This is a genomic window from Microcella sp. (assembly GCF_019739195.1).
In the GTDB taxonomy this organism is placed as follows: Bacteria; Actinomycetota; Actinomycetes; order Actinomycetales; family Microbacteriaceae; genus Microcella.
Map to the genome: position 1 here is coordinate 1 of NZ_JAHHDS010000002.1, position 21,025 is coordinate 21,025.

Annotated in this window: 22 protein-coding genes, 1 tRNA gene and 1 pseudogene; 10 read left to right on the top strand and 14 right to left on the bottom strand. The window is 67.9% G+C overall.

The genetic code is table 11. From position 1 onward, the window contains the following. Positions 1 to 72 precede the first annotated feature (72 nt). A complete protein-coding gene (locus KL788_RS00605; RefSeq protein ID WP_293172456.1) occupies positions 73 to 1,269 on the top strand; it encodes an IS481 family transposase in 1,197 nt (398 codons plus the stop codon). Positions 1,270 to 1,460: 191 nt separating this feature from the next. Here the strand turns inward: KL788_RS00605 and KL788_RS00610 are convergent. From KL788_RS00610 to KL788_RS00630, 5 genes are all read right to left on the bottom strand, one after another. After that, positions 1,461 to 1,537, bottom strand: a tRNA-Pro gene (locus KL788_RS00610). A gap of 61 nt (positions 1,538 to 1,598) precedes the next feature. Then, entirely contained in the window at positions 1,599 to 2,444 is an 846-nt protein-coding gene (locus KL788_RS00615) for an N-acyl homoserine lactonase family protein (protein ID WP_293167552.1), read from the bottom strand. Between the two features lie 24 nt (positions 2,445 to 2,468). After that, positions 2,469 to 2,930 carry a HEPN domain-containing protein gene (locus KL788_RS00620; RefSeq protein WP_293167554.1) on the bottom strand — a complete coding sequence of 154 codons (462 nt, stop codon included), beginning with the start codon at positions 2,928 to 2,930 and terminating at the stop codon, positions 2,469 to 2,471. Next, positions 2,878 to 3,567, bottom strand: coding sequence for a hypothetical protein (locus KL788_RS00625; protein WP_293167556.1), 690 nt, complete (start codon positions 3,565 to 3,567; stop codon positions 2,878 to 2,880). Before KL788_RS00625 ends, KL788_RS00620 begins: the two co-directional genes overlap by 53 nt. Next, the gene (locus KL788_RS00630) at positions 3,548 to 5,083 is read right to left on the bottom strand and encodes an MFS transporter (protein WP_293167558.1); all 1,536 of its coding nucleotides are present in this window, start codon (positions 5,081 to 5,083) and stop codon (positions 3,548 to 3,550) included. Before KL788_RS00630 ends, KL788_RS00625 begins: the two co-directional genes overlap by 20 nt. Positions 5,084 to 5,133: 50 nt before the next feature. Between KL788_RS00630 and KL788_RS00635 the strand changes: the two genes are divergently transcribed. The 7 genes and pseudogenes from KL788_RS00635 (at position 5,134) to KL788_RS00660 (ending at position 11,284) form a co-directional block, all read left to right on the top strand. Beyond that, positions 5,134 to 5,481, top strand: coding sequence for a hypothetical protein (locus tag KL788_RS00635; protein WP_293167560.1), 348 nt, complete (start codon positions 5,134 to 5,136; stop codon positions 5,479 to 5,481). Positions 5,482 to 5,667: 186 nt separating this feature from the next. After that, positions 5,668 to 6,885, top strand: a pseudogene (locus tag KL788_RS00640) (DUF222 domain-containing protein); the annotation flags it as partial. A gap of 124 nt (positions 6,886 to 7,009) precedes the next feature. Next, entirely contained in the window at positions 7,010 to 7,291 is a 282-nt protein-coding gene (locus KL788_RS14085) for a transposase (protein WP_293171584.1), read from the top strand. 2 nt (positions 7,292 to 7,293) lie between these two features. After that, the gene (locus tag KL788_RS00645) at positions 7,294 to 8,145 is read left to right on the top strand and encodes an IS3 family transposase (RefSeq protein ID WP_293167911.1); all 852 of its coding nucleotides are present in this window, start codon (positions 7,294 to 7,296) and stop codon (positions 8,143 to 8,145) included. A gap of 375 nt (positions 8,146 to 8,520) precedes the next feature. Beyond that, positions 8,521 to 9,153, top strand: a complete 633-nt coding sequence (pcp, locus tag KL788_RS00650; protein WP_293167564.1) for a pyroglutamyl-peptidase I — start codon at positions 8,521 to 8,523, stop codon at positions 9,151 to 9,153. Beyond that, positions 9,150 to 9,608, top strand: a complete 459-nt coding sequence (locus KL788_RS00655) for an NUDIX hydrolase (protein ID WP_293167566.1) — start codon at positions 9,150 to 9,152, stop codon at positions 9,606 to 9,608. Before pcp ends, KL788_RS00655 begins: the two co-directional genes overlap by 4 nt. A 5-nt stretch (positions 9,609 to 9,613) precedes the next feature. Continuing rightward, positions 9,614 to 11,284 carry a cation:proton antiporter gene (locus KL788_RS00660; RefSeq protein WP_293167568.1) on the top strand — a complete coding sequence of 557 codons (1,671 nt, stop codon included), beginning with the start codon at positions 9,614 to 9,616 and terminating at the stop codon, positions 11,282 to 11,284. 9 nt (positions 11,285 to 11,293) lie between these two features. On the opposite strand, the gene KL788_RS00665 is transcribed toward KL788_RS00660, so the two are convergent. Then, positions 11,294 to 12,310 carry a sodium:calcium antiporter gene (locus KL788_RS00665; RefSeq protein ID WP_293167570.1) on the bottom strand — a complete coding sequence of 339 codons (1,017 nt, stop codon included), beginning with the start codon at positions 12,308 to 12,310 and terminating at the stop codon, positions 11,294 to 11,296. Between the two features lie 4 nt (positions 12,311 to 12,314). Beyond that, complete coding sequence (locus KL788_RS00670) at positions 12,315 to 12,821, bottom strand: NUDIX domain-containing protein (protein ID WP_293167572.1); 507 nt, start codon at positions 12,819 to 12,821, stop codon at positions 12,315 to 12,317. 33 nt (positions 12,822 to 12,854) lie between these two features. Here KL788_RS00670 and KL788_RS00675 point away from each other — a divergent pair, with 33 nt between their 5' ends. Further along, a complete protein-coding gene (locus KL788_RS00675) occupies positions 12,855 to 13,604 on the top strand; it encodes a YqjF family protein (protein ID WP_293167574.1) in 750 nt (249 codons plus the stop codon). On the opposite strand, the gene der is transcribed toward KL788_RS00675, so the two are convergent. From der to KL788_RS00710, 7 genes are all read right to left on the bottom strand, one after another. Continuing rightward, on the bottom strand, positions 13,601 to 15,154 hold the full coding sequence (der, locus tag KL788_RS00680) for a ribosome biogenesis GTPase Der (RefSeq protein WP_293167576.1): 1,554 nt from the start codon (positions 15,152 to 15,154) through the stop codon (positions 13,601 to 13,603). The genes KL788_RS00675 and der overlap by 4 nt on opposite strands. Positions 15,155 to 15,213: 59 nt before the next feature. Then, complete coding sequence (gene cmk, locus KL788_RS00685) at positions 15,214 to 15,876, bottom strand: (d)CMP kinase (RefSeq protein ID WP_293167578.1); 663 nt, start codon at positions 15,874 to 15,876, stop codon at positions 15,214 to 15,216. A gap of 15 nt (positions 15,877 to 15,891) precedes the next feature. Then, complete coding sequence (locus KL788_RS00690; RefSeq protein WP_293167580.1) at positions 15,892 to 16,980, bottom strand: prephenate dehydrogenase; 1,089 nt, start codon at positions 16,978 to 16,980, stop codon at positions 15,892 to 15,894. Further along, positions 16,977 to 17,798 carry a pseudouridine synthase gene (locus KL788_RS00695; RefSeq protein WP_293167913.1) on the bottom strand — a complete coding sequence of 274 codons (822 nt, stop codon included), beginning with the start codon at positions 17,796 to 17,798 and terminating at the stop codon, positions 16,977 to 16,979. The genes KL788_RS00690 and KL788_RS00695 overlap by 4 nt, the downstream gene beginning before the upstream one ends. Before the next feature lie 91 nt (positions 17,799 to 17,889). Further along, positions 17,890 to 18,522, bottom strand: a complete 633-nt coding sequence (gene scpB / locus KL788_RS00700) for an SMC-Scp complex subunit ScpB (protein ID WP_293167581.1) — start codon at positions 18,520 to 18,522, stop codon at positions 17,890 to 17,892. Further along, the gene (locus KL788_RS00705) at positions 18,512 to 19,363 is read right to left on the bottom strand and encodes a segregation and condensation protein A (RefSeq protein ID WP_428846099.1); all 852 of its coding nucleotides are present in this window, start codon (positions 19,361 to 19,363) and stop codon (positions 18,512 to 18,514) included. The genes scpB and KL788_RS00705 overlap by 11 nt, the downstream gene beginning before the upstream one ends. Before the next feature lie 25 nt (positions 19,364 to 19,388). After that, entirely contained in the window at positions 19,389 to 20,276 is an 888-nt protein-coding gene (locus KL788_RS00710) for a ParA family protein (RefSeq protein ID WP_293167583.1), read from the bottom strand. A gap of 86 nt (positions 20,277 to 20,362) precedes the next feature. On the opposite strand from KL788_RS00710, the gene KL788_RS00715 reads away from it, so the two are divergent. Then, positions 20,363 to 21,004, top strand: coding sequence for a hypothetical protein (locus KL788_RS00715; protein WP_293167585.1), 642 nt, complete (start codon positions 20,363 to 20,365; stop codon positions 21,002 to 21,004). Positions 21,005 to 21,025: the final 21 nt, after the last annotated feature.

Sequence of the window (21,025 nt, forward strand, 5' to 3'; positions counted from 1 at the left end):
GTGTTGAGTCTCATGACTTAAGCAACGGATGTCTCACGACATAGGCAACACTCTTCTGCGGCAGGCTCGCGAGTGTCTCGAGCCCACCTCATCGTCACCGCGATCACCGTCCAAGGCCTCACTCAAGCCCAAGCAGCCCGCACCTACGGCTTGTCTCCGAGCCGCGTCAGCCGCATCATGGCCCGCTGGCGCCGAGAGGGCGAGGCCGGACTCGAACAACGATCGCGACGGCCGAAGACCTCTCCCAACGCCACCCCTGCCGCCACGGTCGAGGTGATCGTGAACCTACGAGCGAACCTACAAACTCGAGGCCTGGATCACGGCCCCGCGACGATCGCCTGGCACCTTCAGCACCACCACGGCATCACCGTTTCCCGGGCCACCATCGCGCGCATCCTCAGCCGCGAAGGTCTCGTGACTCCCGAACCAAAGAAACGACCGAAGTCCTCCTACATTCGCTTCCAAGCCGACCTGCCCAACGAGTGCTGGCAATCCGACTTCACCCACTTTTCTCTCGCCGACGGCACCGGCACGGAGATCCTCACCTTCCTCGACGACTGCACACGACTGGCCATCTCAGTCACCGCCCACACTCGCGTGACCACACCCCACGTGCTGGCTGCCTTCCGGGCCGCGATCACCGAGCACGGCCCTCCGCAGGCAACCTTGACCGATAACGGCATGGTCTTCACCGTCCGCCTGGCCGGCTGGGGGCGCCAGGGAGGCCGCAACGCTTTCGAAGCAGAACTCCACAGTCGCGGCATCGAGCAGCGCAACGGCTCCCCCTCGCACCCGCAAACGCAAGGCAAAGTCGAGCGGTTTCAGCAGACGCTGAAGAAATGGCTTCGAGCTCAACCGCCAGCCGAAACGCTGCAGCAGCTGCAAGAGCAACTCGATGAGTTCGTCAGCTACTACAACCAGCACCGCCCTCACCGATCGCTCCCGCACCACTCAACCCCAGCAGCCCGCTACCGGGCACTACCGAAGGCGACACCCCGAGGAGCACAGCACCGGGTAGCTGACTCGCACGACCGCATCCGACATGACCGCGTCGACAAGAACGGCACCGTTTGCTTACGCGTACACAGCGGCATGCGACACATCAGCCTGGGCCGACCGCACGTCGGCACCCGCGTGCTGATCCTCGCCCAAGACCTCAACGTCACCGTCATCAACGCCACCACAGGAGAAGTGATCCGCGAGCTCGTGATCGACCTCGAACGGAACTATCAGCCCCTAGAAAAGGCCAACGGCCGAACCCAAAAATAGGTTCGGCCGTTGCAGATGTCTTGAGACATCACAGCGAGTGGCAAGTTGGGATTTGTCCCTGGTGCTCCCCCAGACGCGGCGGAGCCGCGACTGGGGCCCCTCGCGCCGGGGGCCCACCTGCTCGCAGGTGCAACCTTGATTAGCCCGAGGAAATGTGAAAAGGCCGTCCTATTGGACGGCCTTTTCACATTTGGTCGGGCTGACAGGATTTGAACCTGCGACCCCTTGACCCCCAGTCAAGTGCGCTACCAAGCTGCGCCACAGCCCGTGGCTGGCCCGGTCGTGCGTGGGCCGTAGGAGAGTCTAGTGCAGGTAGAGGGGAGCAGCGGTCAAGGCTGGGTGAGCAGGGTGAGAGCGCTGGGGTCATGGGCCGCGAGTACGCGCAGCGTCGGCTCGCTTGACGTCAGCTCGGTGATGCGGCGCGCCGTCTCGAGCTGGTCGGCACGGTCTCCGACGTCGGGCACGATGCCGCGCGACAGCAGCTCGGGGTCGTAGGTGACGTCGCCGACGAGCAGCAGGGGCGCAGCATCCGCTCGGCGAATCAGCAGACTCATCGAACCGGGGCTGTGCCCGGGGGTCGGCATAAGCACGAGGCTGCCGTCGTCGAAGAGGTCGAACTCGTCAGCGTCGGTGAAGGGCACCGGCGTGAGGGTGACGCCGGGGGGCGGGATGCGCGCGGCGAGCACCCCGTGCAGCTCGGGCGTCTTCTGCTCGAGCAGGGCGAGCTCGGCGGGGGCCACGTAGACGGGCACGTTGGTGAACGGCGCGAGGTTGCCGGCGTGGTCTTGGTGCAGGTGCGAAAGAGCCACGTGGGTGATGTCGCCGGCGGTGAAGCCGAGCGCGGCCAGCTGGGCGGTCAAGGTCTGCTCGGCGGGCACGCGAAAGCGGGCTTGGCGGCGGTAGACCCAGCCGAGCATCCCGCCCGGATAGTAGCCAGGGTCGGTGAGCGAGTCGGGGCTCTGCCCGGTGTCGAAGAGCACCGTGCCGCGCTCGTGCTCGATGACGAAGGCGAGCACGGGCAGCCAGGGGCTCCAGGTGCGGGCGGTGAGGGTCCACCACAGCATCGGAGTGCCCGTGCCCTCAATGTTCTTCGGGCGCACCTGCACCTCGCCGAGGGTGATGGCGTGCACGGCGCGCACGGGGCCGTGCGTCGTGGTCGAGGTGGCGCGGGTCATCGGGCCAGTCTGCCCGAATGCGATTCAGAAAGGAGAGAGGTGCGGCAGCACGAGCTGCGCTGCTTGCACGGCGTCTCGTGCTACTGCGATCGCGTCGGCGGCGTTCTCCATCGACGCTTGTGGGGCGCCAGCATCGGGGTACTCGTTGTCGTTGCGCAAGCGCCGAATGCGATCGACCTGGCGGCCGATTCGGTTTGGCGGGTCAAGTTGGGCACTCGCTGCGTCCGTGACCGCGATGTGACCGCCTCGATGGGTGGGTCTCAGCCCCTGCGCGAGCAAGAGGGCCACGAGGGCTTTGCGAGCCGCGTCGTAAGCGACGGCCACCGCCGCCACAGGGTCGCTCGACAGCGACGACTGCGCCGTCGCGATGTGGGTGTCGCACAGGTCGAGCGAGGCGAGCGCGAATTCGGGGTTCGGGGTGACCCTCTCGAGTTCACCTCGGTTCAGAAGCTGGTCTATGACTGCCGTGCCTTGCTGCCACGTCATGTGCGCCCCTCGTGTCGACGGCCAAGTCGACCCATGGTCGCGCACGCACCGTCTCGACGAAGGGGTCATCCACAGCAGCCCAACGGTCCGGCGTCATCGTGGTGACGTTAACCTCGCGACGAAGGGCCTGCTCGACGCGGCGCGCAGCGTCGTATACCTCATCGAGGTCGGGTTCACCGACAACGAGCACGTCGATGTCTCGAGGGGGCGGCCCGGGTTCGCCGCTGCGTCGCGCAGCCCATGAACCGAAGATCGCGGCATAATCGATGCCCGGCACAGTCGCTAGCTCGCGAGCGATGACCGGTTGCGGCCCGTAGGTAAAAAGCGCAATCTCACGAAGGGCATCGCTCAACGGATGCGCGGGGTTCGGTCGATAGACAGCTCGCCGGCCCACCGACTCCGCGACGAGAAGCTCGGCGTCGGCCAATCGTGAGAGTTCGCGCGTCACCGTCGGCAGGCTTGTGCCGACCAACCGCGCGAGGTCACTGGCCGTTTCGCCGCGCTCGCTCAGTTCAAGCGCGGCAAGGATCTGCCCCTGTGTGTCGGAGCGCAGGAGCGGAAACAGCGCAGACGGCTTTACTTTCATAAAATGCATGCTAGCAAACGTTTTATGAAAGCTACTTGTTGGCCACCCCACGTGAGCGCCTCGGCCCGAACGTCGCCGTGATCGCCGCGGTCAGCGCGAGCACGACTGCCGCCACGAGTAGGGCCGTCGTCACACCGTCGAGGAAGGCCTGCTTGGCGGCGGCGATGACGGGCTCGGCGGCGGCTCCGAACTCGGCGACCCGGTCTGATTGAGCGAAAGCGATCGACGATTCGACGGCGGCGCCGATCGCGGGCGGCAGGCCCGCGATCGCATCCTGAACCCCCGATTTGTACGTGGCCGTCAAGATGCTGCCGAGCACCGCGATGCCAAGCGCGCTGCCGAATTCGCGGGCCGTGTCGTTGACGGCCGACGCCACGCCCTGCTTGCCCGGCGGCAGCGACTGGGTGATCGCCGTCGTCGACGGAGCCCCCGAGAGTGCCATGCCGATCGCGAAGAGCACGATTCCAGACCCGAAGACCGCGTAGTTCAGCTCGACCTCGAGCTGTGCGAAGACGACGAACGCGGCCGCGATGAGGATGAGGCCGACGGGGGCGACGCGACGATAGCCGAAGCGTTCGGCCAGGCGCGGCGAGAAGCGCGCGAGCGGAATCAGGATGAACGGCATCGGCAGCAGGCACGCCGCCGCCCACAGCGGGCTCAGCCCGGCCACGAACTGCAGGTACTGCAGCGCCGCGAAGAAGAAGCCAAAGGCGGCGAAGAACTGCACGGCGAGCGAGAGGCTGCCCATGCCGAAGCCGCGCACGGCGAACAGACGCGGGTCGAGCAGCGGGGCTGGGCTGCGCCACTCCCAGGCGACGAAGGCGGCAAGGGCGGCGAGCCCCGCTGCGAGCACGCCGAGGGCGAGCGGGTCGTCTCCCCCGCGCTCCGGAATCTCGATGATGCCGAACACGATTCCCCCGACGGCGAGCAGGCTCAGCACCGCGCCGAACCCGTCGAAGCGGGGTGGATGCTCGTCTCGCCCTCGGGGAACCACCAGTACGGTGCCCACGAAGCCTGTCGCCGCGAGCGCGACGTTGAGCCAGAAGAACGACGGCCACTCGAACCACTGCAGCAGCAGCGCGGCCACGAACACGCCGATCGCGGCTCCACCGCCCGCGACGCCCACCCAGACGCCGACGGCCTTGCCGCGCTGCTCGAGCGGAAACGTCGTCGTGATGACCGAGAGGGTCGTCGGCATGATCGCGGCCGCGCCGATGCCCATGACGGCGCGCAGGACGATGAGTGTGCTGGGGGTCTCAGCGAACGCCGCCGCGCCGGCCGCGACGCCGAAGATCGCGAGGCCCACGAGCAGAATGCCCTTGCGGCCCAGCCTGTCGCCGATCGCGCCCGAAGCGAGCAGCAGGCCGGCGAAGATGACGGTGTAGGCGTCGACGATCCAGGTGAGCTCGGTCTGGCTCGCGCCCGTCGCGCGGGCGAGGCTCGGCAGGGCGACGTTGAGTCCGCTGACCGCGGAGACGACCGTCATGAGCGAGATGCTCACGACGAGCAGTACGAGGCGCGTGCGGTGGGGGCTCAGCAGTGCGGGCTCGGGTGAGGTGGAGGTCACGGTCGTGATGCTACGCCCGCAGCGGCGGCGCGGCGCATATCGTAGAGGGCATGAGCGAGCATCCCTCTGACGAATCGCCTCGTGACCGCAGCGGGTCGGCCGGCGCGCGCGGAGCCTGGATGGCGAGTGGGCTCACGTTCTTCGTCGTCGGCGTCGCCTTCAGCCTGACGATGCCCGACAATTTCGCCATCGGCATCACCTTCTTAGCGCTCGGCGTCGTGTTCTTCTCGCTGTCGGCGACGCAGCGCGCGCCGGGTGAGGGGGCTGGCGGCGAGGGTGCTGAGGATGCTCCGCCTGAGGCGCCGGGGTCGGCAGGGTCGGCGGGGTCAGCGGGGTCGGCGGGGTCGGCGGGGTCACCGGAGTCGCCCGAGCCGCCGTCGGAGCCTTCGCCGCGCTAGCGACTCCTCCACACTCGACCGGCTCTTCTTCTTCTCCGCCTTCTGGGCTGCTCGCGCCCGAATGTCGGTGGTCGAACGTATGTTCTATGCATCAGAACCGGCTCGCGAGACTCAGGAGGGGTGGCGACCATGACGTTGCTCAACGCTGCCCCAGCGGCGACGCCGACTACCGCCCTGCCATCGTCCATGGCGCGGGTGGCGCTGTCGATCGCACTGCCCGCCGCGCCGGCCGCCACGCCGGCTGCGGTGCTGTCTGCGGCTCTCTCTGCGGCGGTGGATGCTCTCGCCCTCGTTCCCCGCGAGCCCGACTCTTTCCGTCCCCTCGGTGACGACGTCTTGCTCGAGCTCACCCGTCTGGCCGCTGACGAAGTGCGCCTCGCGCAACTGCATGTGTCGCTTCTGGCGGGCGAGATCGCGCGGCGCTCGGCTCCTGAACTGGGGTCGCTCGGGTTGGCCCAGCGCACTGGGCACCGCACGCCCGATGAACTCGTGCGCGTCACGACCGGCACCCGCGTCGCGGATGCTCGCACCGCCGTGCGGGTCGGCTCAGCGCTCAGCGCACCAGTGGGCGGGTCTGGCGACGAAGCGAGTGACTCGCCCTCGCCGGTTGCAGTCGCGGTGCTTGAGGGGCGTGTGAGCGTCGCCGTCGCTGACGCCATCACGACCGGGCTCGGTTCGCCCTCACCCGCAGTGTCTGACGCCGTGCTCCACGAGGCCGCAGCGCGACTGCTCCCCCGCATCGACGGTCTCGACGCCGATCGGGCAGCTCGCGAAGCCCGGGCCGAGCGCGACCAGCTCGATGTCGACGGCATCGCCGAGCGCGAAAAGACGCGGCGCGAGCAGCGGTCGTTCCGCATCGGGCGGCGCGCCGACGGCATGGGCTACGCGCACTGGGTGCTCGACCCCGAGACGTTCGCGATCGTGAGCGAGGTCTATGACCGCGTCACGTCGCCGAAGCGCGCTGTGCCGAGTTTCGACGGCGACGACAGTGACGATGGCACGCGAGCTGACTCTCATGCTGACGATCGACGTTCTGGGTCGACGTCTGCCGACCAGCGCGCGACCGATGCACGAGCGACAGATCAGCGATCGACCGAGCAACGCGCGAGCGACACGTTCGCCGAGTTACTGCGCCAGGGCGTCGCCGCCGACACCTCGCAGCTGCTGGGTGACGGGCCGGTCGGCGTGCGCGTCATCGTGGCTGGCCGCGCGCTCGACGAGCGAGGCGGGCGGGGCTACCTCGAAGGGCAGCCCGACGCCGTGTCGATTGAGACCGTCGAACGGCACGCCTGCAGCACCGGAACCGTGATCCTGACGGTCGACGGCGACCCCGAGAACGCGGGCCAGCCGCTCAATCTTGGTCGTGAGCGTCGACTCTTCAGTCGGAGCCAACGACTGGCCCTCGCCGCCCGCGACGGCGGATGCCGACGGCCCGGGTGCGAGAGACCACCCTCCTGGTGTGAGGTGGGCTTGCCCGGGTTTGACGGACATCGTGACAGCGACCTATTGGTCGCGGGAAGGTGTTCTCATGGCTCGGGAGTTTTCGCAGGAGTTCAAGGATCAAGTCGTCGAGCTCTACCGGCGCGGTCGAACGTTCAAGGACCTCGCGAGGGAGTTCGACCTGTCGGCCACGACCATCTCGAACTGGGTGAGAGTGGCCGACAAGAAATCTGCGCAGCCGCCACCCGGGGAGCCGCCGGAATCGGATAAGGCCAAAGTTGCCCGGCTCGAGCGGGAGCTCGCAGAACGCAATGAGGAGTTAGAGGTTCTGGGAAAAGCATTGGCCTTCTTCGCCAGGCGACACCGATAGAGATCTATCGGTGGATCGCGGCGGAGAAGGCAAGAGCTCCTTCTCGACGCGTCACGATGCTGTGTCGCGTGCTCGGGGTCTCCCGTTCGGGCTACTACGACTGGATCTCTCGCGGCCCGAGTCGGCATGATCTCGAGGATGCCGCCGCGCTGGAGAAGATCGAGGCGATTCACGCCGACTTTCCCTATTACGGAGCTCCGCGCATGCATCAAGCTTTGCTGTTGCAGGGGATGCGGATCGGCCGGCATCGGGTGGCGAGATTGCTCCGTGAGAACGGCCTGCACGCGCGTCGCGGGCGCATCGGAACCCGCAAACGCTCTGTTCCAACGGTGAGACGGGTCGAGATCATCGACGTCGTGCAACGCCACTTCGTTGCCGCAGCAGCGAACCGGTTGTGGTTCACCGACCTCACGATGATTCGCACCGGGGAAGGGTGGCTGCACGCCGCCGTCGTGCTCGATGCGTTCAATCGGGAAGTGATCTCTTGGGCCACGGATTCGAAGGAGGCTCCCGGGACGGTCATGACCGCCTTGCGAGAGGCAATCAAGATCCGCCAACCATCGCCGGGATGCGTCATCCACTCGGACCGCGGATACCAGTTCACATCCCACGACTGGATCAACCTCGCTGCTGAACACTCGATGACAGTCTCGATCGGGGAGCGAAAGGATCCACGCGACAACGCCGTGATGGAATCCTGGTTCGCTTCAATGAAGAACGAAGAGCTCTATCCCGTCGGGCAGCCCGCTACGCGGGCCAATGCGAGGGCGAGGCTATTCGGCTATATCTGGTCCTACAACAACCACAGGTTGCATTCCAGCCTTGGTTACAAGTCGCCGATCCACTACAACTGAAGCTGCAAACGGCAACCGTCCGTCAAACCCGGGCAAGCCCAAGGCGCACCACATCGAGCATTGGCAGCGAGATCGCGGCCGTACCGACATTGCTGAAGGAATCTTGTTGTGCCGACATCACCACTTGCTCGCGCACCACAACGGGTGGGAGATCACGCGGGCGGGGCCGCGCTACCTGCTGGTGCCGCCCGAAGCCGGGCTCGACGAGGCCCTCGACATGCCCAGCGCGAGTCGAGCACTCCACGACGCGCTGAGTGCGTGAGCCGGTGCGCGTGGCAAGGTGAGTGCGCGAGTAGGTGCGTGCGTGAGCGTGAGCGTCAGCGTGACCGTGCGAGTTCTCCCGCGAGGGCCGAGGTCTCGTGACAGGCTGAGCGTATGACCCCCGCCGCGCTTTCCACCGTGCTCGTCACCGGATTCGAGCCCTTCGACGGCGCAGCCCACAACCCCAGCGGCGACATCGCACGACGGCTGGCTGAGCTTGGGCATCCCGACTGCCAGCTCGTCGGCGAAGTGCTGCCCGTCTCGTTCGCGCACGCACCGGGCCTTCTCGCCGCGGCCATCGACGCCCACCGCCCCGACGTCGTCATCATGCTCGGGCTCGCCGAGAACCGCCGCGCCATCACGCCCGAACGCGTCGCGATCAACCTGGCCGACGCCCGCATCCCCGACAACGACGGCGACCAGCCCACGGATGCTCCCCTCGAGCCCCACGGACCCGCCGCCCGCTTCGCCCTCCTGCCCATCAAGCACATCGCCCTCGCGATCGCCGACGCGGGTATTCCGGCCGAGGTCTCGCTGTCGGCCGGCAGCTACGTGTGCAACGCCGTCATGTACGCCGCACTCGGCATCGCCGAGCAGCGCGAGGGCTCAGGTGGAACACCGATGCGGGCCGGGTTCATCCACGTGCCAGCGACCCCGCAACTGGGCGGCGACCCGCACTTCACACTCGACGAGCTCGAGCGGGGAATCCGCATCGCCATCACGACGATCCTCGACCACCGCGCGTGAGCGGCGACGGCGGCGCGAGTGTTGGGGGCGAACAGCCGGTGATCAGGGTGTCGGCGGTGCTGGCCGTCGACGACGCCGGGCGACTGCTCGTCGTGCGCAAGCGCGGCACCCAGGTGTGGATGCAGCCCGGCGGCAAACCCGAACCCGGCGAGACGCCCGCCGAGACTCTCGCGCGCGAACTGCACGAAGAGCTCGGCGTGCACCTCGACTCCGTAGATCTCGAGTCCCTCGGCACCTTCACGACCGCCGCCGCCAACGAGGCGCGCACGACGCTCGTGGCCGATGTCTTCCGCGCCACGATCGAACATCCGGTCGTCGCCGATGCCGAAATTGACGCCGTCATGTGGATGCACCCCGACGAGTTCGCGCACCACCAGATGGCCCCGCTCATCACGCAGCACATGCGCGCCCTGATGCCCGGGGGCGAAGACGACGCACAGCCCTTGCTACCGTGAATGCTGTGGAAATCGAGCTCGACACGTTCGGCCTGACGGCTGCCATTCTCGCGATCGCGGGGGTCGTCGCCTTCCTCGCCCACCGAGCCAAGCAACCGCTCATCATCGCTTTCATCCTCGTCGGCATCATCGTCGGGCCGAATGTGCTCGGCATCATCGACGAAGCCGAACCACTCGAGCTACTCGCCGAGATCGGTATCGCGATTCTGCTGTTTCTCGTCGGCCTGAAGCTCGACATCACCCTCGTGCGGTCGATCGGCAAGGTGGCTCTACTGACCGGACTCGGGCAGGTCGTGTTCACCGCCCTCATCGGCTGGGTCATCGCCCTCGCCTTCGGCATCGACCTCGTGCCTGCAATCTACGTCGCCGTGGCACTGACCTTCTCGTCGACGATCATCATCGTCAAGCTGCTCACCGATAAGCGCGAGCTCGACGAGCTGCACGGCCGCATCGCTCTCGGCTTCTTGATCGTGCAAGACGTCGTCGTCATCGTCGCCATGATCGCGCTCACGAGCTTCGGCGGCGGTCGCGAAGGATCGATCGGCGAGCAAGTGCTGTTCCTCGTCGTCAGCGCCGTCGGCCTGCTCGGCGGCGTGTACGTCGTCGCTCGCTGGGTGCTGCCGCCGCTGCTCAAGCTGCTCGCCAGCAATCAAGAGCTGCTCATCGTCTGGAGCGTCGCCTGGGCCGTCGCCCTCGCCGCACTCACCGATGTGCTCGGCTTCTCGATCGAAGTCGGGGCGTTCCTCGCCGGGTTCGCGCTCGCGTCCACTCGCTATCGCGAGACCATCGCGGCCAGCTTGAGCGGTCTGCGCGACTTCTTGCTGCTGTTTTTCTTCATCACACTCGGCGCTCAGCTCGACTTCAGCGCCATCGGTGAGCAGATTCCGGCCGCGATCGTGTTCTCGATCTTCGTGCTCATCGGCAACCCGCTCATCGTGCTCATCATCATGGGGCTCATGGGCTACCCGAGCCGGGTCGGGTTTCTCGCCGGACTCGCCGTGGCGCAGATCAGCGAGTTCAGCCTGATTCTCATCGCACTCGGTCGCGACCTCGACCAAGTCGGAGACGACATGGTCGGCTTGGTGACTCTCGTCGGGCTCATCACGATCACCGGTTCGACCTACCTGATTCTCTACTCGAAGCAGATCTACTCGTGGCTCGAGCCCGCCCTGCGCGTCTTCGAGCGCAAGAAGACCATCGTCGACGACGACTACGAGCCCGAGAAGCACGACGCGATCGTGTTCGGGTACGGCCGGTTCGGCAAGCAGCTCGTGACCGAACTCGTCGAAGAGGGATGCTCGGTGCTCGTCGTCGAATGGGACCCGTTCGCGCAAGTGCAGGTCGACAACGACGACCTCGCCGAACAGGTGACCGTGGTGTTCGGCGACGCGAGCAGCCCCGAGTTTCCCGATGCGCTGCCCATTCGTCACGCGCGCTGGATCATCAGCACCGTGCCTGACGCCGACACGAGCGTGGTGCTTGCCACCGCCCTGCGCCAGCACGGTGCGACGTGCCCGATCGCGGTCACCGCACACACCGATGCGGCCGGCGCCCGCTACGCCGATGCTGTCGCCGACGGCACCATCTCGGTCGTGCTGCACCCGTTCCGCGATGCGGCCGACGATGCGCTCGATGCACTCAAACGCCTCGAAGCACACGAACGCGACGACAACTAGTCGTCGAGCTCAACTGACGAGCACCGCGCCGGCGACGGTCGCGAGGTAGGTGACAGGCAGGGCGAAACCTTCGAAGCCTATGCCCCGTGTCTCGCGCACGAGAAGACCGGCGGCGAGCACCGCTGTGATGAACAGCGTGCCGCCCAGTAGCACGAGGCTCGCAGGCCCGACCTGGCTGTAAAGCGTGCCCTCGAGGGTGAAGGCGTCGGCGACGGCGATCATGAGCGTGTCGAAGACGTTGCCCCCGATGATGCCGCCGACACCGAGCGTCAGCGCGCCGATGCGAATCGCGGCGAGCAGGGTGATCAACTCAGGCAACGACGAGATCGCCGTCGTGATGGTGAAGCCCGTAACAGCGCTCGGCCATCCGGTCGCCGCAATGAGGCCGAGCCCCGACTGGCCGATGACCCACCCGGTCACGCCGACGATGATGGCGAGCACGGCGAGCGTGGTCCACAGCCGCAGCGTCGATTCGGTGCTGGTGTCTTCACCGTCGTCGGTGCGCGTCTCGCGCGTACGGCGCGGCTGCCACATGGGAGCATCGCGCACGCCGCGCAGAAGTCGCAGCCCGTAGAGGTAGAGCACCGGAATCAGCAGCGTGACGGGGTGAACCCACCCGATAGCGAGCTGCGGTGTCGCATAGGCGATGACGGGCAGTGACAGCAGTGCCATGAGCAGCACCGCCTGCAGCATGTTGTCGAGCGAGGCCGCCGCGTGCTCGAGATTCGCGCGACGGTAGACGAGGTCGGCGATCGCGAGCCACACCGTCTGGATCGCGACCCCGCCGATCGGGTTGGCGAGGGCGAACTCCGCGTCGCCTTCCAACGCGCCGGTGATGGTGGTGAGGATGCCCGGCAGCGAGGTCACCGCTCCCAGGAGCAGAGCTCCGGCCAGTGCTTCGCCCAGCCCCGTGCGGTCGGCGAGGGCGTCGGCGGTGCGGGCGAGGCGGGTGCCGAAGATCACCAGCACGGCGATCGATGCGGCGAGCCCCAGCAGGCTCGGAACGAGGGGCCAGGTGGCATCCATCGATCTAGCCTGTCACGAGCCTCGCCTTCAGCGCAGGCCACGAGTTCGAGAATCCGGGGTGCAGGGGCAGAGCATCCACTTCGTCGATCGGCACCCAGCGCAGCGCGACGCTTTCGGCATCGGCAACGATCGGGGCGAACAGCCGCTCGACCTTCACGGCGACGGTCGTGTACGACCAGAAGCCCAGATCGAGCTCGCTCTCGAACAGCGGCGTGACGTCGTCAGCGGGCACGCCAGCCTCTTCGTAGGCCTCACGCAGGGCGGCATCGTGCGCCGACTCGTGCTGCTTGCGGGCACCGCCGGGCAGCCCCCACGTGCCGCCGTGGTGCGACCAGACGGCGCGATGCTGCAGCAGGATGCCCGCCTCGGGGTGCCACGCCAGCAGGCCCGCCGCGCCGAAGCGGCCCCAGTAGCGCTGCCCGTTCGGGCCCTCGACCCACGCGTCGCCCGGGTCGCGCGCGGCGCCGGTAGGCAGCGGCGGCGGGGTGCTCGAGAGCGGATCGTGCGTCATGGTGAGTTCAGGCTAAGCGAGGATGATGGGAGCATGCCCGCAGCGCCCGACCGACCCGCGCTTGACCCGTACGCTCCCCCGCTGCCGGGCCGCGCGGTGATTCGCCAGCGCTGGAGCGACTTCGTGTTTCTGCACTGGCGCGTCGCCCCCGAGGTCGTCGCACCGTTCCTGCCGGCCGGCACTCGCCCCGACGTCTTCGACGGCAGCGCGTGGGTCGGGCTCATTCCGTTCGTGTTGAGCGACCACGCCTTTCTGCCGCTGCCACCCGTGCCAGGCCTCGGCACGTTCATCGAGATCAACGTGCGCACGTACTCGATCGACGAGGCCGGGCGCCGCGGCGTGGTCTTTCGCTCTCTCGACGCGGAACAACTGCCGTCGGTGCTCGCGGCCCGCGCACTCTTCGGGCTTCCGTATGAGTGGATGCACGCCGGCAAGCGAATCTCCGACGACACTGTCGAGTACCGCTCGCGCCGCCGCACGGGCTCTCGTCCGACCACGCGCATCCACGCCAGGGTCGGCACCGAGCCCGTCGATTCCAAGATCAGCCGCTTTCTCACCGCCCGCTGGGGGTTTCACGAACGGCACCTCGGGCGCACGATCTACGCGCGCAACACGCACGAGCCGTGGAGTCTTGTCGGCGCCGAGCTGCAGCACCTCGACGACCAGCTGCTCGCGGCCGCCGGATTTCCCGACCTCGCTGCGCGCGCACCCGACTCAGTACTGGCGACGCCGGCCGGGCATCCCGGAGTGATGACCGAGTTTGCGGCGGCGCGACGGGTCTAGCGCTGGCGCTTCTCTCGCACTCGCATGTTCACCTGAATCGGGGTGCCCTCAAAGCCCCAGACCTCGCGCAGTCGCCGCGTGATGAAGCGGCGGTACTGGGGGTCGAGGAACCCGGTCGTGAAGAGCACGAACGTCGGCGGACGCGTCGAGGCCTGCGTCGCGAACAGAATGCGCGGCTGCTTGCCGCTGCGCACCGGGTGCGGATGCGCGGCCGTCAGCTCGGCGACGAACGCGTTGAGCTTGCCGGTCGCGATGCGGGTATCCCACGACTCGAGCGCGACCTCGAGGGCCGGCACGAGCTTCTCGAGGTGACGACCCGTGCGCGCCGAGATGTTGACCCGCGGCGCCCACGCCACGTGGTGCAGGTCTTGCTCGATCTCGCGCTCGAGGTAGCGGCGGCGCTCGTCATCGAGCAGATCCCACTTATTGAACGCCAAGACCAGCGCTCGACCCGACTCGAGCACCAGATCAATGATGCGCACATCCTGCTCGCTGAGCGGCTCGGTCACGTCGATGAGCACGACCGCGACCTCCGCCTTCTCGAGAGCGGCCGCCGTGCGCAGCGAGGCGTAGAAGTCGGCGCCCTGCTGCAGGTGCACGCGGCGACGAATACCGGCCGTGTCGACGAAGCGCCACACCTTGCCGCCAAGCTCGATCTGCTCGTCGATGGGGTCGCGCGTGGTGCCGGCGAGCTCGTTGACGACAACGCGCTCTTCGCGCGCCGCCTTGTTGAGCAGGCTCGACTTGCCGACGTTCGGGCGGCCGAGCAAGGCCACACGGCGCGGGCCGCCGAACTCCTGCTTCGCCACGGCCGAGACCTCGGGCAGCACGGTGAGCACGTGGTCGAGCAGGTCGGCGACGCCGCGGCCGTGCAGGGCCGACACGGGCCACGGTTGACCTAGCCCGAGCGCCCACAGTGATGCGGCCTCGGCCTCTTGCCGCGCGTCGTCGACCTTGTTGCCAGCGACGATGACCGGCTTGTTCGAGCGCCGCAGCATCGACACGACGAACTCGTCGGTCGCCGTGACACCCGTGATGGCGTCGACGACGAACAGCACGGCGTCGGCAAGCTCGACCGCGACCTCGGCCTGTGCGGCGACTGAGGCGTTGATGCCCTTCGCGTCGGGCTCCCAGCCGCCGGTGTCGACGAGGGTGAAGCGGCGGGTGTTCCACTCGGCCTTGTAGGTCACGCGGTCGCGGGTCACACCCGGAGTGTCTTCGACGACAGCCTCACGACGGCCGATGATGCGGTTGACGAGCGCGCTCTTGCCGACGTTGGGGCGGCCGACGATCGCGAGCACCGGCAGGGCCGGCATCGTGATGATGCCGTCGACGCCGAGCTCGGCGCCTTCGAGCAGCTCAAGGTCGTCGTCGTCGAGGTCGTAGTCGACGAGGCCGGCGCGCAGAGCATCCGCCCGCTTCGATGCCAGGTCGTCGTCGAGCTCGGCGAGTCGCGCGGCGACGGCCTCGGCCGCCTCGGCGCCTTCGAACTCGGGCTCGACGAACTCGGCGTCGCCAGTGGTCTCAGGGTGAACAGGGTTCTCAGTCATGGGATCCTCCCATTTGTTCCACCGCCCGCAGACGGCGTGTGTTTCGCACGAGAACCCGGTCAGGCCCCCGCACGCACGATGGTGATGAGCGCATCCACCGTCTGCTCGAAGTCGAGGTCGGTGGAATCGAGAGTGGTGACTCCCTCAGCGGCGTTCATGAAGTCGACCACGCGAGAGTCTTGGGCATCCCGCGAGGCCAGCTGCTGCGCGGTCGCCTCGGTCGACACGGCGCTCAGCTCGGCCGACCTTCTCGCTATTCTAGCCTCTGGCGAGGCCGTCAGCAGTACACGCACGGCAGCCTCGGGCGCGACGACCGTCGTGATGTCGCGGCCCTCGATGATGACGCCCGCCGACGGATGCTCTGCCGCCAGCTCGCGGAACATCGCCGTCAGCGCGCTCCGCACCTCCGGCACCCGCGCGACCGCGCTCACGGCAGCGCTCACTCGGGGCTCACGAATGTCGGTCGTGATGTCTTCGCCTCCGACGCGCACGAAGTAGCGGTCGGGGTTCAGGCCCGTCGCGTAGTCGAAGTCGGCGACCTGCGCGGCGACGGCCACCGAGTCGTCGAGGTCGACGCCTTCGTCGAGGCAGTGCCAGGCGAGCGCCCGATAGGCCGCCCCCGTGTCGAGGTAGCCGAAGTCGAGGCGTCGGGCGGCCTCGCGGCTCACGCTCGACTTGCCGCTGCCGGCGGGGCCGTCGACGGCCACGATGATGTCGCTCATGAGGTGGTTCTCCTTCTAGCTCGCGCCGGCGATGCGCCAGCCGCGTGATTGCAGTGCCTCGATGAGCGAGGCTTCAGCTTCGGGCACGACCGACACCTCGGCAAAGCCGATGGGCGCGCCCGGCGAGTGCTCGAGCCGCAGGTCTTCCATGTTGACGCCGAGCTCGCCGATCTCGGTGAGCAGCCGCGCCAACTGGCCCGGAGCGTCGTCAATCATGACGACGAGCTGCGCGAACCGGCGGTCGTCGCCGTGCTTACCCGGAATGCGCGCAACCCCCGCGTTGCCCGCGCCGATGAGGTCGGCGATGGCGCGACGCGCGCCCAGTGCTTCGGGGTCGGCGAGGGCGGCGAGCATCGCATCGAGATCGTCACGCATCGCGCTCAGGATGCTCGCGACCGGCGCGGCGTTCGCACTGAGAATCTGCACCCACAGCCCGGGGTCGCTCGACGCGATGCGGGTGAGGTCGCGCACGCCCTGCCCGGCGAGACCGATGGCCTTGTTCGAGCCGTCGGTGAGCCGCGCCGCCATGGCGCTCGCGACCAGCTGCGGAACATGGCTGATGAGCGCGACCGAGCGATCGTGCTCGTCGACGGTCATCTCGATCGGCACGCCGCCGACATCGAGAATCAGATCTTCGATCGCGCCAGCACGGCGGTAGTTGATGGCGTCGTGGCCCGCGAGCACCCAGGGGCGTCCGACGAAGAGATCGGCGCGCGCCGAGATGGGCCCGCCGCGCTCGCGCCCGGCCATGGGGTGCGTGCCGAGGTAGCGGCTCACGTCGGCGCCGAGTTCGTGCAGCTCGGCGAGCACGCTGCCTTTGACGCTCGCGACGTCGGTGACGAGGGCATCCGGATGCTCTCCGAGCGCCCGCACGACCGACTCCGCCGTGACGTCCGGTGGTACCGCGACCACGATCAGCCCGGGTTCATCGCCGGGCTTCAGCGGGCGACCCGCGCCGTAGTCGACGGCGAGGCGCACGGCAGTCGGCGAGACATCGGCGAGCGTGGCCTCGGCACCCTTCTCGGCGAGGGCGAGGCCGATACTCGTGCCGAGGAGCCCGGCGCCGATGATGTGCACGTGCTCGGTGAGGCGGCGGTCGCTCATGCGCGGGGCTTCCGGGGCGGGGCGGCAGACCGGACAGTGGGCGCAGGCCCATCAGTGTCGGGTGCTTCGCTGTGCTGCCGGGCGATCGTGAGCAGAGCGCCGCGTTCGGCATCCGTCAGTTCACGGGTCTGGCCGAGCGCGAGGCCGCCCAGATGCAGCGGACCGAACTGTCGGCGCACGAGCTCGACGACCGGGTGACCCACCTCGGCGAGCATGCGGCGCACGATTCGGTTGCGGCCCGAGTGCAGGGTCAGCTCGACCATCGAGTGGCCCTGGCTCGGCGCGCCGAGCAGCCGCGCCGCATCGGCGTTGATGGGGCCGTCGTCGAGCTCGATGCCCTCTTTCAGCTTGCGCAGCGTCTGCTGGTTCACCGAGCCGCGCACCTTCGCGATGTAGGTCTTCTCGACCCCGTAGCGCGGGTGCGAGAGCACGTTCGCGAGCGGGCCGTCGTTGGTGAGCAGCAGCAGTCCGCTCGTCTCGGCGTCGAGGCGGCCGACGTTGAACAGGCGCTCGTCGAACTGCGCGGCGACGGTGCTGAGGTCGGGCTTGCCGCCCTCGTCGGCCATCGAGCTGACGACTCCGGTCGGCTTGTTGAACATGATGTAGCGCTTCGTCGGGTCGAGCTGAATCGCGACGCCGTCGACGGCCACGAGATCGCTTTCGGGCTCGACGCGACTGCCCAGCTCGCTGACGACTTCGCCGTTGACGGTCACGCGCCCGGCGGCGATCAACTGCTCGCTGACGCGCCGGCTCGCGACGCCCGCTGCCGCGAGCACCTTCTGCAGCCGCTCGCTCGTCGGCGAGTCGCCCGCGCGCATGTATTTTGAAGACTCAGCGCTGGCGGGGTCAGACCAGTCGATGACCACGTCGGGCACGAGGTCATGATCTTTGCGCCTATCTGATCTACCGCTACCGGACATCGTCGAACCCTTCGCTGCCGTCGTCGAGCAGCGGCGAGATCTTCGGCAGCTCGTCGAGCGTGTTGATGCCGAGCTGCACGAGCAGCAGGTCGGTCGTCTCGTAGTGGATCGCTCCGGTCTCGCTGTCGGTGAACGCTTCAGTGATGAGTCCGCGGCCGAGCAACGTGCGCACGACCGAGTCGACGTTGACGGCGCGAATCGACGCGATCGCTCCCCTGCTGATCGGCTGCTTGTACGCGATGACGGCGAGCGTCTCGAGCGCCGCCTGCGAGAGCTTTGACGGATTCTGCGTGTGCACGAAGTCGCGCACCACCTCGTCGAGGTCGCTGCGCACGTAGATTCGCCAGCCTCCGCCGACCTCGCGCAGCTCGAAGCCGCGCTGGGGTCCACCGTTCTCACCGTCGAAGTCGGCGACGAGCTCGGCGATCGCTGCCCGCACCTCTTTGACGGGACGCCCGACGGCGCTCGCGAGCCCGACGACACTCTGGGGCTCGTCAACGACCATGAAGATCGCTTCGAGCGCGCGCGTCACCTCGACGTGGTCGGGGATGCCCCGCGCCTCTCTATCAGCAGTCACTGCGCTTACGGCCGCCGACTCTTCGGTCGGCGTGCTACTGGCCATAGTCGGCTCCCAGGTTCACGAGGTTCTCGTCGTTCCAATTCTCGGCGGTCCAGCGCACGGTGAGCTCGCCGAGCGGCTCGAGCTGCTCGAAGCCCACGGCCGCGTTGCGATACAGCTCGAGCAGCGCGAGAAAGCGCGCGACGATGACGCCCTTGATCTCGGCTCCGGCGATGAGCTGGCGAAAGGTGAGCGGTTCGCCCTGCCGCAGCAGGGCGACGACGTGCGCGGCCTGTTCGCGGATCGAGACGAGCGGAGCGTGCAAGTGATCGAGGCCGACTGTCGGAATCTCGCGCGGCGTGAGAGCGAGCAGCGCCAGAGCCGCGAAGTCGTCGAGGCTCAGCGTCCACTTCAGTTCAGGTGTCGTCTCGCGGAACTGATCTTCGAGCCGCACCGAGCGCACGTGCCGCCGCCCCTCGGCCTCAATGCCGCTCGCGAACCAGGCCGAGACCTCTTTGAACGCCCGGTACTGCAGCAGTCGAGCGAACAGTAGGTCGCGCGCTTCGAGCAGTGCGACGTCTTCGGCATCGACGAGCTCGCCCTGCGGCAGCAGACTCGCGATCTTGAGATCGAGCAGCGTCACAGCGACGACGAGAAACTCACTCGCCTGATCGAGGCCGTCGCTGTCGTACCCGTCACCCGTGTCGAGAGCGCGCAGGTAGGAGAGGAACTCGTCGGTGACGGCGCTCAAGCTCACTTCGGTGATGTCGAGCTCACGCTTGGTGATGAGGCTGAGCAGCAGGTCGAACGGGCCGTCGAAGTCGTCGAGGGTGACGCGGAACCCTGCGGGAGCATCCGTCGGCACGTCGCTCGGCACGCTCGCGGGCGACAGCGTCGACGTCACGCCCGCTGCCCCACCCGCCGACCGCTCAGGCGACCTGGCCACGGGCGATCAGTTCTCGGGCGAGCTGGCGATAGGCGGCGGCCGCGGGGTGGTCGGGCGCAAACGTCGTGATGGGTGCGCCCGCGACCGTCGCGTCGGGAAACTTCACGGTGCGGCCGATGACCGTCTCGAGCACCTGCTCGCCAAAGGTCTCGACGACGCGCTCGAGCACCTCGCGCGAGTGCAGCGTGCGCGCGTCGTACATCGTGGCGAGAATGCCGTCGAGCTGAATGGCCGGGTTCAGGCGGTCGCGCACCTTGTCGATCGTCTCGACGAGCAGGGCGACTCCGCGCAGGGCGAAGTACTCGCACTCGAGCGGAATGAGCACGCCGTGCGCCGCCGTGAGCGCGTTGACCGTGAGCAGGCCGAGGCTCGGCTGGCAGTCAATGAGAATGACGTCGTAGTCGGGCACGACCGGCGCAAGCACGCGGGCCAGAATCTGCTCACGCGCGACCTCGTTGACGAGGTGCACCTCAGCCGCGCTCAGGTCGATGTTGGCGGGAATGAGGTGCAGGTTCTTCGTCGCCGTCTGCTGCACCGCGCGGCGCGCATCTTTCTCGCGGCCGAGCAGCAGATCGTAGATCGTGATGACGTCGTGGCTCGGCATGCCGAGACCCGCCGACAGCGCGCCCTGCGGGTCGAAGTCGATGACCAGCACCTTGCGGCCGTACTCGGCGAGCGCCGCACCCAGACTGATGGTGGTCGTCGTCTTGCCGACGCCGCCCTTCTGGTTGCACAGGGCGATGATGCGGGCCGGGCCGTGGCCTTTCAGCGGGGCCGGTTCGGGAAAGTCGCGCAAGGGGCGACCGGTCGGGCCGGGCATGAGCGCGTCGAAACCCGCGAGCTCTGCTCCGTCACCCCGATCGCCTGCCATAGCGCCTCAGTCTAGTGACCGTCGTGGCCTGCGCCGGGGCGCCTCGCGGGGCCCGGTGATGACTGCTGCCGTGGTTGACTGCTGACATGCGCGACCCCCTGTCGATGGCCGACGAGCGGCAGCTCGCCGAGTGGGCGTTCGGCCGCGCTCGCGATGCCGCAGATCGCGAGCGGGCCGAGGCCGCCCTGCGCGAACTCGCCCGACGGGCCGAGCCGGATCGCGCCGAGGGTCACGACGCCTCCCCCGAGCCCGACTCTGCCCCCCGCCACCGGGTGCTGCGCCTGGTGGTCGCCGTTGCCGGAGTCATGACGCTTGCCGCCATCGGCGTGATTTCCCTCGTGCTCTCGACCTCGAGCCCCGATGATTCACTCTCGATCTTCGCCCGCGATCCGAGCCCGCTGGAGCTCGACATGAGTGAGTTGGTGAGGCAGGGCGGACTCGGCGACGACGCGGAGGCGCGGATTCTCACGGACGGCGAGTTCGGCACCGTGATTGCCGTGCGGTACAGCGCCCTCTCGTCGCACTCTTCGGGCACGGTGTGCGTGGCCATCGTCGAGTTCGCGGCCGTGAGCGACGCATCGTGCAAGCCGGTGCACCAGTTCACGCTCAGCGGACTCACCGCGACTCTAGACGGCGTCACTGGGCTGATCTCCGTCGACTGGGGTCCGCAAGGCGACGCGCAGATCAGGGGGCCGGGCGACTTCGACGTGGGGCCTTCCGGCGGCTGATCGACGCGCTCGTGGTTGACT